The sequence below is a fragment of the Pseudomonas sp. MNR3A genome, from assembly GCF_009650575.1.
Taxonomy (GTDB): domain Bacteria; phylum Pseudomonadota; class Gammaproteobacteria; order Pseudomonadales; family Pseudomonadaceae; genus Aquipseudomonas; species Aquipseudomonas machongensis.
Map to the genome: position 1 here is coordinate 1 of NZ_VZZS01000031.1, position 12,818 is coordinate 12,818.

Annotated in this window: 12 protein-coding genes; 8 read left to right on the forward strand and 4 right to left on the reverse strand. The window is 63.4% G+C overall.

Annotated features, from left to right (window positions below):
- The first annotated feature begins 537 nt into the window (after nucleotides 1-537).
- On the forward strand, nucleotides 538-873 hold the full coding sequence (locus tag F6X62_RS21630) for a hypothetical protein (RefSeq protein ID WP_054893774.1): 336 nt from the start codon (nucleotides 538-540) through the stop codon (nucleotides 871-873).
- 85 nt (nucleotides 874-958) lie between these two features.
- Here the strand turns inward: F6X62_RS21630 and F6X62_RS21635 are convergent, their stop codons facing one another.
- From F6X62_RS21635 to F6X62_RS21650, 4 genes are all read right to left on the reverse strand, one after another.
- A complete protein-coding gene (locus tag F6X62_RS21635; protein WP_153774645.1) occupies nucleotides 959-1,153 on the reverse strand; it encodes a hypothetical protein in 195 nt (64 codons plus the stop codon).
- A 140-nt stretch (nucleotides 1,154-1,293) separates the two neighbouring features.
- Nucleotides 1,294-1,614: a YbjQ family protein gene (locus tag F6X62_RS21640; protein ID WP_063544738.1), complete on the reverse strand. Its 321-nt coding sequence runs from the start codon at nucleotides 1,612-1,614 to the stop codon at nucleotides 1,294-1,296.
- Between the two features lie 61 nt (nucleotides 1,615-1,675).
- Nucleotides 1,676-2,563, reverse strand: a complete 888-nt coding sequence (locus tag F6X62_RS21645; protein ID WP_153774646.1) for an EamA family transporter — start codon at nucleotides 2,561-2,563, stop codon at nucleotides 1,676-1,678.
- Nucleotides 2,564-2,876: 313 nt separating this feature from the next.
- Nucleotides 2,877-3,788, reverse strand: a complete 912-nt coding sequence (locus F6X62_RS21650; protein ID WP_153774647.1) for a LysR substrate-binding domain-containing protein — start codon at nucleotides 3,786-3,788, stop codon at nucleotides 2,877-2,879.
- 96 nt (nucleotides 3,789-3,884) lie between these two features.
- Between F6X62_RS21650 and F6X62_RS21655 the strand changes: the two genes are divergently transcribed.
- The 7 genes from F6X62_RS21655 to yghU all read left to right on the forward strand — a co-directional run bounded on the left by F6X62_RS21655 (nucleotide 3,885) and on the right by yghU (nucleotide 12,748).
- Nucleotides 3,885-4,976 (forward strand): tartrate dehydrogenase, encoded by a 1,092-nt coding sequence (locus F6X62_RS21655; protein ID WP_054893769.1) that lies wholly within the window; start codon nucleotides 3,885-3,887, stop codon nucleotides 4,974-4,976.
- Between the two features lie 288 nt (nucleotides 4,977-5,264).
- Nucleotides 5,265-6,863, forward strand: coding sequence for a BCCT family transporter (locus F6X62_RS21660; RefSeq protein ID WP_153774648.1), 1,599 nt, complete (start codon nucleotides 5,265-5,267; stop codon nucleotides 6,861-6,863).
- Nucleotides 6,864-7,010: 147 nt separating this feature from the next.
- Nucleotides 7,011-8,132: an aromatic ring-hydroxylating dioxygenase subunit alpha gene (locus F6X62_RS21665; RefSeq protein WP_153774649.1), complete on the forward strand. Its 1,122-nt coding sequence runs from the start codon at nucleotides 7,011-7,013 to the stop codon at nucleotides 8,130-8,132.
- A gap of 59 nt (nucleotides 8,133-8,191) precedes the next feature.
- On the forward strand, nucleotides 8,192-9,166 hold the full coding sequence (locus F6X62_RS21670; RefSeq protein ID WP_054893766.1) for a PDR/VanB family oxidoreductase: 975 nt from the start codon (nucleotides 8,192-8,194) through the stop codon (nucleotides 9,164-9,166).
- Between the two features lie 82 nt (nucleotides 9,167-9,248).
- Complete coding sequence (locus F6X62_RS21675; RefSeq protein ID WP_153774650.1) at nucleotides 9,249-10,304, forward strand: GlxA family transcriptional regulator; 1,056 nt, start codon at nucleotides 9,249-9,251, stop codon at nucleotides 10,302-10,304.
- Nucleotides 10,305-10,536: 232 nt separating this feature from the next.
- Nucleotides 10,537-11,739: an NAD(P)/FAD-dependent oxidoreductase gene (locus tag F6X62_RS21680; RefSeq protein ID WP_153774651.1), complete on the forward strand. Its 1,203-nt coding sequence runs from the start codon at nucleotides 10,537-10,539 to the stop codon at nucleotides 11,737-11,739.
- A 169-nt stretch (nucleotides 11,740-11,908) separates the two neighbouring features.
- The gene (yghU, locus tag F6X62_RS21685) at nucleotides 11,909-12,748 is read left to right on the forward strand and encodes a glutathione-dependent disulfide-bond oxidoreductase (RefSeq protein WP_153774652.1); all 840 of its coding nucleotides are present in this window, start codon (nucleotides 11,909-11,911) and stop codon (nucleotides 12,746-12,748) included.
- Nucleotides 12,749-12,818: the final 70 nt, after the last annotated feature.

A 12,818-nucleotide genomic window follows, 5' to 3' on the forward strand; every position in this document is an offset into this window, starting at 1 on the left:
TTTTCGCGCGCCCCCTTTTGCGCACGGCGCGATATCGAGTCGTACACACCAGGCGGTCGCGCGCCTGTGGCACAGGCATAACTGGTCCGAAACAAACTGTAGGAGCGGGCTTGCCCGCGAAGCGCCGCGCGGGCGGCGCTCGATCTCATAGGCGCTAAAAACCTTCAGGCAAGCACCTGCCAGCCCTCACACAATCACCTGCGAACTCCTTGAAAGCAATGACCTCAAGTACACGCTATTCCCCTGACAAAGCAGGATTGTCCGACAAGATGTAGTGAGAAGAAATTTTCACTACAAAACCATTGACGCCCTTCCCCAGCCTTGTGCATGATGAGGCCGTCTCCCTGATCGGGAGCGGTGGCAAGGGTATTCCAGACGGCCTGCGCGGTAACGCAGGCCGTTCGTGGAGAGGGAAACTGTCCAAAAGGCAGCGTGAGAAAGCCCCTGTTGCGATGCTGCTGTAGCAGCCTTGGTAGAGCGCTACACCGCTGTGGCGCCAACTGTGAAAATCACCAACGAATGGGTAATGGGGGCTTTATGATGAACTTGAACAACAATCCTACGATCGACCAATTGGCCCAGCTGTTCGCCGCGCGCAAGGACAGCCTCGACGACCACCTGCTGTGGGTCAGCCAGACCGGCGAGGTCCGCCTCGACCGCCTGCCGGCCAACACCGTCGAAGACGAATCCGACCTGCATATGCCCGACAGCATGTGCGCCCGTTTCAAGGTCTACCGCCGTGGCCAGGGCTACGTCGGCAAGAAGGCCGCCGCCGACACTCAGTTCGTCGAACGCGTGCTCATGACCCTGCAACAAGAATGGCCCGCTGCCCGTGAGCAGCAGGCCGTCAAGGTGATCGACCCACTCAACTGAGTTGTACACCGCTACTTGAGCCCGGCCCGCAAGGCCGGGCTTTTTCATGCCCGGCGCGGTCTCACGCAATGGGATCAATGAGGCGTCAGGATGATTTCTTGGCTGGCACCCGTGGCGTGAAACGCCCTTTCTTGCTGCGCTGCAAGTGGGCCGGCTGAAGCTGCTCGGATTCGTCGTGGGTCATGTTGGCAAAACCCAGGTGAAAGGCCGTCTGGCCGCAACGCACCTGGTTATTGATCGGGAATGCGTCGTTCAGGTCTTCGATATAGGACTCGCTCATGCCCTGTCTCCCTCCAAAGGCGTCCGCGTCGGCAAGCAACCTGCTTGCCCAGAGAAACACGGCCCGTAGAAATGAGACTAGTCGGTCATTTGCAGACCACTCGGACGAAAGTCCTTTGCCCGACCAATGGCACCTGGCCGCTATCTAAGGCGCACAGCCGTGCCGGTGGCGAACACCACGACCATTCCGCCCTGTACGGACGGCATGCTGATTTCGAAGTCCACGCCAACCACTGCATCGGCCTGCAAGCGACGTGCCCGCTCCAGCAACTCCTCGGTGGCTTGCTCGCGCGCCTGGCGCAATGCGCTTTCCAGGGTTTGCGAGCGACCGCCGAAGAAGTCGCGCCAACGTGCGAAGAAATCGCGCACGAAGTTGACGCCCTGCACCGATTCGGCGCTGACCACGCCGAGGTACTCGGCGATCGGGCGACCTTCGAGCTGGCTGGTAGTGGAAATGATCATGGGCGCGGCTCCGTGGTTCTGGAAAACCCCAGATCCTAACAGAGCCTTGCACTGAACAGCGCTAGTGCGCGCTGGCAGCTCGCAGGCGCTGGCTCAGGCGAGGCCCGAAGACGTTGATCAGCAGCCCCAGCATCACCAGCAGCGCCCCCCAACCCTGCGCGGCGCTGAGGCGCTCGCCGAGCAGCCAGGCCGAAGAGCTCAGGCCAATCACCGGCACCAGCAGCGAAAATGGCGCGACCTTGCCGGCCGGGTGACGCGACAGCAATGTGCTCCACAGGCTGTAGCCGAGCATGGTGGCGACCAGCGCCAGGTAGAGCAGCGCCAGCACCGAACTCATGCCGATGTTGGCCAACGCATGGCCAATACGCTCCGGCCCCTCCAACCACCACGACAGCGCCAGGAACGGCAGCGGCGGAATCAACCCGCCCCAGATCACCAGGGCCACCAGATCCACCGAGCCGAAGCGACGGGTAATGATATTGCCCATGCCCCACATGGCGCCGGCGCACAGGGTCAACAGCAGCGCCACAAATGGCACATGGCTGCTGTCTTCGCTGCCGATCACCGCAAGGCCGCCGGCCGCCACAAGCAACCCGAGCACACTGGCCGGGCGCAAGCGCTCGCCCAGAAACAGCGCGGCGAAACCCAGGGTGAAGAACGCCTGCGACTGCAGCACCAGCGAAGCCAGACCCGGGGGCATGCCGCTGTACATGGCCTGGAACAGGAAGGCGAACTGCCCCAGCGAGATGGTCGCGCCATAGGCAATCAGCCAACGCCAAGGCAGGTTCGGACGCTTGATGAAGAGGATTGCCGGAAACGCCACCAGCATGAAACGCAAGGCACCGAGCAGCATGGGCGGAAGGCCGTCGAGCCCGACCTTGATGACCACGAAGTTGACGCCCCAGGCAATGATCACCACCAGGGCGATCAGCAGGTCCTTGACTGGCATTTCGGTGTTCCTTCTCTCAGGCTTTACTAGACATATTTCGTTACAGCATAAGGGTATTCCGTCGACAGCGACCAGCACAGTTGCGGCCAAGGGTTGCGCAACAGTCAGCTGTTTGCGCAAGGGTTGAGCGGTTTTGCAGCGGTCGCCTCGCGGCAAGTCGGAGCGCCTAATCGCTGCTTGTGTCCTGAAAGGTGCCGCGTAGCGGGTCCAGGATCTGTGCAGATACACAGAGTATCGGGCGCTTCTGCGCAGCCCTTTCGCGACATGAGGCCACTCCTGCAGGGCCGATGGCCGTCGAGGGCAGAGACCGAAGTCACCCCGGCAACCGATACCGCTCGGCAAAGTACTGCCGGAAGAACTCCACCGCCACCCGCACCTTGGCCGATCCGGCCAGGGGCGCGGTGTACACCGCCCAGATGTCCGCCGCCTGCTGGTAATCCTCCAGTACCTGTACCAACCGACCATCGACCAGGTTGTCGTGCACATCCCACCACGAGCGCAACAGGATTCCGCGCCCATCCAGGCACCACTGGTGCGCCACCTCGCCATGGTTGCTCGACAGCGGCCCGGTCACCCGCACGCTTTCTTCGCCACTGGGCCCCTCCAGGTGCCACAGACCGAATGGATGATCGCGTTCCTTGATCACCAGGCAGTCGTGGCTGGCCAGCTCCGCCAAGGTGCGCGGTGTACCGTGCCGGGCCAGGTAGGCCGGCGCCGCGCAGAGCACCCGGCGATTGCGCGCCAGAGGCTTGGCAATCAGGTGCGGTGCGATGACGTTGCCCACGCGAATGTCCAGGTCGACACCTTCGGCGATCAGGTCCACCAGCCGATCGTGCACGTCCAGACGGATGTCCAGGCGCGGATAGCGCGCCGCCAGCTCCGACAGTGCTGGTGCCACGAAACGTCGCCCCAGCCCCAGGCTGCTGGCGATGCGCAGTTGCCCGGCAGGCTCGCGCTGGCCGGCGTTGAGATCGTCGTCCATGCCCTGAAGCGCATTGAAGATCTGTTGTGCCCACTGATAGACCCGTTCGCCCTCCTCGCTCACCGTCACCCGTCGCGTGGTGCGATGCAGCAGGCGTACGCCCAGGCTTTCTTCGAGTAGCCGAATACGCTTGCTGACGAACGCCGGCGACATGCCGCGCTCGTCCGCCACTGCAGCAAAGCTGGCACGACGGGCCACGTGCAGGAAGATATCGAGGTCGTCGAGGTTAGGCAGATTATTCACGATATGTACACTAATAATAAATGAATGGATGGATTATCTCTGAATAGCCTCCTTATAGCATGAGCCGCATCTGTTCCCACACACGAGATGCACGTCATGACCAAGACCTTCAAAATCGCCGCCATCCCGGGTGACGGCATCGGCAACGAAGTCCTCCCCGAAGGCATCCGCGTGGTCGAGGCCGCGGCACGCAAGCACGGCCTGGACCTGCAATTCGAGTTCTTCGAATGGGCCAGCTGCGACTACTACCTGGCCCACGGCAAGATGATGCCCGATGACTGGTTCGAACAGCTCAAGGGCTTCGATGCGCTGTTCTTCGGTGCCGTCGGCTGGCCAGACAAGGTGCCCGACCACATCTCGCTGTGGGGCTCGCTGCTCAAGTTCCGCCGCGACTTCGATCAGTACGTCAACATCCGCCCGGTGCGCCTGTTCCCTGGCGTGCCCTGCCCACTGGCCAACAAGCAGCCGGGTGATATCGACTTCGTGGTGATCCGCGAGAACACCGAGGGTGAATACTCCTCGCTCGGCGGACGCATGTTCGAAGGCACCGACAACGAATTCGTGCTGCAGGAATCGGTGTTCACCCGCCGCGGCGTCGACCGCATCCTCAAGTACGCGTTCGAAGTCGCCCAGACCCGCGAGCGCAAGCACGTGACCTCGGCGACCAAGTCCAACGGCATGGCCGTGAGCATGCCCTACTGGGACGAGCGCACCGCCGCAATGGCCGCGCACTACCCCGAGATCAGCTGGGACAAGCAGCACATCGACATTCTCTGCGCACGCTTCGTGCTGCAGCCAGAACGTTTCGACGTGGTGGTGGCCTCCAACCTGTTCGGCGACATCCTCTCCGACCTGGGCCCGGCGTGCGCTGGCACCATCGGCATCGCGCCCTCGGCCAACCTCAACCCCGAACGCAAGTTCCCATCGCTGTTCGAGCCGGTGCATGGGTCGGCGCCAGACATCTACGGCAAGAACATCGCCAACCCGATCGCGATGATCTGGTCCGGCGCGCTGATGCTCGAGTTCCTCGGCAAGGACGGCGACGACGCGCGCTATCAGGCCGCTCACGATGACATCCTCAAGGCCATCGAGACCGTGATCGCCAACGGCGACACCACCCGCGACATGGGCGGCAGCCGTTCGACCCAAGAGGTCGGCAAGGCCATCGCCGAACTGCTCGGCGCCTGACCAGCAGTATGGATATCCGTGAGAGCGGCGGGTCGCCGCTCTCATAGGGATAGAGCCGGCTTCGCGCGCTCACCGGAACTGCACCAGCCTCGCTTTGACCACATCGCCACAAAACCCGCCATCAGGATTGTCCGACGATCCTCTTGCGGCCCTCGACAAATCCATGCACACTTTTCGTTAACCAATGGATTTGTGTTAATCAATGGTTAACAGAGTAAAAAAGCCTCACCGATACGGACTTCCCCAACGCCTGACTCCTACTACAAGAAAAGCTCCAGGAGACAATTGATGTCCCCCGATAACAAAAAGATCGACGTGTTCCTGATTGCCATGAGCCTGCTTGCTGTACTGCTCACCGTGATCGGCCTCGCAGCCTTCCCTGTTCAGGCAGAAGGCATGGCCAACCAGCTGTTCGAACTGTCCACCCGTACCTTCGGCACCAGCGTTCAGGTGCTGGTGTTCGCCAGCACCCTCGCGGTGCTGTACATCGCCTTCAGCAAGTACGGCAACATCCGCCTGGGCAGTGGCAAACCCGAATATGCCACCACCACCTGGGTGTTCATGTTCATCTGCGCTGGCATGGGGTCCTCGACCCTGTACTGGGGCGTAATGGAATGGGCCTACTACTACCAGACACCCGGCCTGAACATCGCACCGATGTCCGCCCAGGCCCTGGAATACAGCATCAGCTACTCGTTCTTCCATTGGGGCATCAGCGCCTGGTCGATCTACGCCTTGGCATCGCTGGCCCTGGCCTACCACTTCCACGTACGCAAGAAGACCGGCCTGAACCTGGCCTCGATCATCGAAGCGGTGACCGGCTTCAAGGCCACCGGCCCCGTTGGCCGCGCAGTGGACCTGATCTTCCTGCTGACCATGATGGGCGCGCTGACCGTGTCGCTGGCATTGACCGCCTCGACCCTGACCCGCGGCCTGTCGGACCTGGCCGGCACCCCCAACACTTTCACCGTGCAACTGCTGGTGATCGGCGCGGTGGCGCTGCTGTTCTCGCTCAGCTCCTACATCGGTATCGATGGCGGCCTGCAGCGCCTGTCGAAGATGGTCTGCATCGGCGCCCTGGTGTTCGCCGGCGTGGTGCTGCTGGTCGGCCCGACCCAGTTCACCATCAACAACACAGCCAACGCCGTCGGCCTGATGTTCCAGCACTACGTGCACATGAGCCTGTTCACCGACCCGGCCGGCGACGGCGCCTTCACCCGCAACTGGACAGTGTTCTATTGGCTGTGGTGGGTATCCTATGCCCCAGGCGTTGCCATGTTCGTCGCCCGTGTATCGCGCGGCCGGCAGATCAAGGAAGTGGTGTTCGCCCTGCTGATGGGCGGCAGCTTCGGTTGCTGGTTCTTCTTCGGCGCGCTGGAAAGCTACAGCATGCACCAGTTCATCAACGGTCAGATCGACGTGCCGAAGATGCTCAGTGAACTGGGCGGCGAAGCGGCGGTAACCGACCTGCTGCTGGCGTTGCCGTGGGGCACGCTGTTCCTGGCGGCGTACCTGTTCATCATGGCCGTGTTCTGTGCCTCGCACATGGACGCCGCCGCTTACGCCGTAGCCGCCACCAGCACACGCAACCTGCGCGAAGGCGACGACCCGAGCCCGACCCTGCGCCTGTTCTGGTGCGTGGTGCTGACCCTGGTACCGCTGGCCATGCTGTTCGCCAAGGCCTCGCTGTCGACCATGAAGACCGCTGTGGTCCTGACCGCGATACCGTTCATGGTGATCCTGCTGGTGAAGATCTACGGATTCTTCAAATGGCTTGCCGCGGACTACGGCGACATGCCGGCCTACCGCATCGAGGAAGAAGCGGCGCGCCTGGCCGGTGAGCAAGCGCCCGCGAAAGCACCGCGCAGCGCGGCGGCGGTTCACTGATCGGCGGTGAGCATGTGGTGAGTGGGCGGGCCTCTTCGCGGGCAAGCCCGCTCCTACGAGGATGCTCGACACGGGATCGAAAATTTTTTTGCCCTGCTTGTTAACTGACAGATACGCGTTAACCCAAAATAAAACCGAGAGACAGCCATGAACGATTTCAAACGCCTGCCCGCCGACTTCTGCACCAACCCTGAAGAGGCCTACACCATCCCGGCCAACTTCTATACCAAGGCCTCGGTGTTCGAGCACGAGAAGGAAGCCATCTTTGCCCGCAGCTGGATCTGTGTCGGCCACGGTAGCGAGGTTGCCGAGAAGAATGCCTACATCACGCGCGAAGTGATCGGCGAAAGCATCATCGTCGTGCGCGGCCGCGACGATGTACTGCGTGCCTTCTACAACGTCTGCCCGCACCGCGGCCATCAGTTGCTCGAAGGCAGCGGCAAGGCCAAGAACGTCATCACCTGCCCCTACCACGCCTGGACCTTCAAGCTCGACGGCGAACTGGCCCACGCGCGCAACTGCGAGAACGTGGTCAACTTCGACAAGCAGAACTCCACCCTGGTGCAGCTGCGCGTCGAGGAATACGCAGGCTTCATCTTCATCAACATGGACAACGACGCAGGCTCGGTCGAAGACCAGCTTCCAGGCCTGCAGCAGCGCATGCGCGCGGCCTGCCCGGTGATCGACGACCTGCACCTGGCGGCGCGCTTCGTCAGCGACACCCCGGCCAACTGGAAATCCATCGTCGACAACTACCTGGAGTGCTACCACTGCGCCCCAGCCCATCCTGGTTTCTCCGCGTCGGTCGACGTCGGCCAGTACAGCCATAGCCTGCATGGCAACTGGACCCTGCAGTACGGCGTGGCGACACCTTCGGAGCAGTCGTTCACGTTCGACGAATCGGTCAAGGATCCGTCCTTCGCCGGCTTCTGGGCCTGGCCGTGCACCATGTTCAACGTGCCGCCAGGGGCCGACTTCATGACCGTGATCTACGAGTTCCCGGTCGATGCTGAAACCACCCTGCAACACTACGACATCTACTTCCTCAACAAGGACATCAGCGAAGAGCAGCAAAAACTCATCGACTGGTACCGCGAGGTGTTCCGCCCAGAAGACTTGCGCCTGGTGGAAAGCGTGCAGAAGGGCCTGAAGTCCCGCGGCTACCGTGGCCAGGGCCGGATCATGGTCGACCAGCAGCGCAGCGGTGTCAGCGAGCACGGTATTGCCCACTTCCACAACCTGATCGCCGTCGCCCACCTGGACGACTGATTTCCCGAAGTTCGTCCCGCGCCAGGGCCTGGCGCGGGGCTTTGCTGTCGAGGTACGCCATGGCCAAGCAATACGAAATGTTCAAGGTAAAGGTCACCGGCGTGGAGCAAGCCACCCCGCTGATCAAGCGCTTCACCCTGGCCCGCGCCGACGGCGCCGCCCTGCCGGCCTTCACCGGTGGCAGCCACGTCATCGTGCAGATGCAAGGTGCCGACGGGCGCCAGTTCAGCAATGCCTACTCACTGATGAGCGACCCGCGCGAACTGTCCAGCTACCAGATCGGCGTGCGCCTCGAGGAGCAGTCCAAGGGCGGCTCGGCGTTCATGCATCACCAGGTGGAGGTGGGCAGCGAGCTGACCATCTCCAGCCCCAACAACCTGTTCGCCCTGGAGCCGGAGGCCGGTCGCCATGTGTTGATCGCCGGCGGCATCGGCATTACCCCGTTCCTGGCGCAACTGCACGAACTCGAAGGCGGCGCGACGCCCTATGAATTGCACTACGCCTTCCGCGCCCCCGAGCACGGCGCCTTCCAGGCCGACCTGGAAAATGGCCCGCATGCGCACAGCACACGGTTCTACATCGACAGCCTCGAGCGCAAGCTTGACCTGGCCGCCCTCTGCGCCAACCTGCCCGATGATGCGCACCTTTATGTCTGCGGCCCCAAGCCGCTGATCGACGCAGTGATCGCCAGTGCCGCAGCAGCCGGGATCGCCGAGTCACGCGTGCACTGGGAGCAGTTCGCCGCTGCCGCCCCTGCCGCCGGCAGCGCTTTCACCGTGGTGCTGGCGCGCTCGGGCACCGAACTTGAAGTCGAGCAAGGCATGACCATCCTCCAGGCCATCGAGAAGTCCAAGGCGGCCAAGGTCGAGTGCCTGTGCCGCGAAGGTGTGTGCGGCACCTGCGAGACGGCCATCCTCGAAGGCGAAGCCGAACATTTCGACCAGTACCTGAGCGATGAGGAAAAAGCCTCGCAGCAGACCATGATGCTGTGCGTGTCGCGCGCGCGCAGCGCACGGCTGGTGCTGGACCTGTAAGGCACGCCACCCGGCAGCTCGGCACCGCGGCCTCGCCCGCGGTGCAGTACCATGTAGACGTCCTTCCAGCGTCGACATGCCCATGACCCATCCCGCCAGCTTCCCGGATACCCCCCACGTCTGCCACGACCTGCCGCGTCGAGTGTTGTTCCTCGCCTACCCGCAAATGGGCCTGCTTGACCTGACGGGCGCACAGACCGTGTTCTGGGCGGCGAGCAAGGCCCGCAACGAACGAGGGCTGCCAGGCTATGAAGTGCGTACGGCAAGTCTTGGCGGTGGGCTGATCACCACAGCCGAGGGCCTGGCGGTGGCCAGCGAATGCCTGCAAGTCCTGCTCGACCAGGCCCTGGACACGCTGGTGGTGCCCGGAGCACCGCAGATGATCGGGCTGCTGCCTGACCAGGGCGAGTTGATCGAAGCCCTGCGACACGCCAGCCACAAGGCACGACGCACGGCATCGGTGTGCAGCGGCACCTTCCTGCTTGCCGCGGCCGGTTTACTGCAGGGGCGTCGTGCCGCCACCCACTGGGCGATGTGCGACGACCTGCAGCGGCTGTTCCCTGAGGTGCAGGTCGATGCCGAGTCGATCTTCGTCGAACAGGAGCATTTGTGGACCTCGGCCGGCGTCAGCGCCGGCATCGACCTGGCACTGGCCCTGGTCGAGGCCGACTGTGGCCGGGAGGTCGCCATGCAGGTGGCACGGGAACTGGTGGTGTTCCTCAAGCGGCCCGGCGGCCAGACCCAGTTCAGCCAACTGCTCAAGGTCCAGGGTGAAGACAGCGCAGCCTTCGAAGCCTTGCACCTATGGATCAACGACAACCTGGGCGACCCGCGCCTGAGCGTGGAGCGCTTGGCGGACCAGGCGAACATGAGCCTGCGCAACTTCACCCGGGTGTACAAGCAAAAGACCGGTCGCACCCCCGCCAAGACCCTCGAGCTGTTTCGCGTGGAAGCCGCGCGCCGCCTGCTGGAGACCTCCGCGCAGCGTATCGAGCAGATCGCCCGCCTGTGCGGCTTCGGTAACGAAGAACGCCTGCGCCTGGCTTTTCAGCGTCACCTGCAGGTCAGCCCACGCGATTATCGCGCCCGTTTTGCCCGTAGCGTGCCACTGGCCGAAATCCAGGGATCTTTGACCTAGGGCCGCCCCGGCAGCGCACGTAGCATCGCCGTGACAGATCGAGCCTTGCGGCTACGCCTGTCGGGCCACGGCCGTGCGACGCCAGCAAGCCTCATCATCGACTTCGGCCAGTCAGGCGAACCGCACTGCGCCGCCAACCGTTCGAGCGACCCTTCCTGCGTCATCGCATGCCGTGCCCGTTACCGACAACACCCATAATTTGCGGTATCCGGAATTTTCCAGGAGCACAACGATGAAACAGATCCTGATCCTCGGCGCAGGCTTCGCCGGCCTCTGGAGCGCCCTGGGCGCTGCGCGCCAGCTCGACCTGCACGCACGCGACGACGTCCAGATCACGGTGCTCGCACCACAGGCCGAGCTGCACATCCGCCCACGCTTCTACGAGCCTGACGTTCACCAGATGGCTGCCCCGTTGCAGGCGCTGTTCGACGCAGTAAACGTGCGCTTCGTACAAGGTACGGCCCACCACATCGACGAAGCAGGCCAGCGCGTCGGCTATCGCAGCGCAGATGGCAGCGAGGCGACCCTGGCCTACGACCGGCTGATCATGGCGTGCGGCAGCATCCTCAATCGTCCGGCGCTTGCGGGCATCGAGCGAGTCTTCGATGTCGACAAGATCGACAGCGCCACACGCCTGGAAGAGCATCTCAAGTCGTTGCCTACCCAACCCGATACACCGGCACGCAATACCGTGGTGGTTGCCGGCGGAGGCTTTACCGGTATCGAGACCGCCACTGAACTCCCCGCACGGCTGCGCAAGATCCTCGGCGACCAGGCCAAGCATCGCGTGGTGGTGGTCGATCGCGGTGCACGAATCGGTGCGGCGCTGGGCGACGGCATCAGCCCGGCGATCGTCCAGGCATCGCAAGCGCTGGGCGTGGAGTGGATCTGCGGCGCGTCAGTGGCCGCAGTGGACGCCGCCGGCGTCACGCTGGACAACGGGCAGCGCATCGATGCAAATACCGTGATCTGGACCGTCGGCTTCCTGGCCAACCCGCTCACCGCACAGGTCAGCGGCGAGCGCGACCGGCAAGGGCGCCTGCATGTGGATGGCACCCTCAAGGTCAAGGGCAACGCGGCGGTCTACGCGGCGGGTGACGTGGCCTATGCCGCGTGCGACGAGATGGGCAACTTTGCGGTGATGTCTTGCCAGCACGCCATTCCGCTGGGCCGCTATGCCGGCAACAACGCTGCTGCCGAGCTGATCGGCGTGGCGCCGATGACCTACAGCCAGCCCAAGTACGTGACCTGCCTGGACCTCGGTGCCTGGGGTGCGGTGTACACCGAAGGCTGGGACCGCAAGGTCAGCCCGCCGGAGGACAAGCACGAGGCCAAGGCGCTCAAGAGCCAGATCAACAGCATCTGGATCTACCCGCCTGCGGCCGATCGCAAGGCGGCCCTCGCCGCAGCCGACCCCTTGATCCCCGTGGCCTGATGCAGACCGCTGCGCGTCTGCAAGCCCCTGGCAGACGCGCGGCGGTTATAACCCCTGCGCAATACTTCACTTCCCTTAACCACTTCTCCTGCCCTAGTCTTGGCCAATCGCACCCTGATCGCATCAGGCGATCGCAATGGGATCGAAGACCATCAGGAGATTTCATCGGATGAGCAACAGCCCCTACGTCCCACCGAAGGTCTGGAAGAACGACGCCGCAGCCGGCGGCCAGTTCGCCAGCATCAACCGCCCGATCGCCGGCCCCACCCACGACAAGGTCCTGCCCGTCGGCAAGCATCCCCTGCAACTCTATTCGCTGGCCACGCCCAACGGCGTCAAGGTCACGGTCCTGCTCGAAGAGCTGCTGGCCCTGGGGCACAGCGGCGCTGAATACGACGCCTGGCTGATCCGCATTGGTGATGGCGACCAGTTCTCCAGCGGCTTCGTCGAGGTCAATCCGAACTCCAAGATACCGGCCCTGCTCGACCGCAGCGTCGAGCCGCCGGTGCGGGTGTTCGAGTCCGGTTCGATCCTGCTGCACCTGGCGGAAAAGTTCGGTGCCTTCCTGCCGAAAGACCCAGCCGCCCGCGTCGAAAGCCTGAACTGGCTGTTCTGGCAGATGGGCTCGGCGCCTTACCTGGGCGGTGGTTTCGGCCACTTCTACGTGTATGCGCCGGAAAAGATCGAGTACGCCATCAACCGCTTCACCATGGAAGCCAAGCGTCAGCTCGACGTGCTCGAGCGACGCCTGGCGGTGAGCCGTTACCTGGGTGGCGACGAGTACAGCATCGCCGACATCGCCGTATGGCCGTGGTACGGGCAGTTGGTGCGCGGCAACCTGTACGGCGCGGCCGAATTCCTGGCGGTGGACGAATATCCGCACGTGCAGCGCTGGGCCGAAGAAATCGCCCGGCGCCCGGCCGTGCAGCGCGGCACCCGGGTCAACCGCACTTGGGGTGACGAGCAAAGCCAGGTGCCGGAGCGACACTCGGCGGCAGACTTGCAGTAACGGCTCTACCCGCGAACACCGGCCATCGTGATGGCCTTTTCGCGGGTAAACCCGCTCCCACAGGTACGCG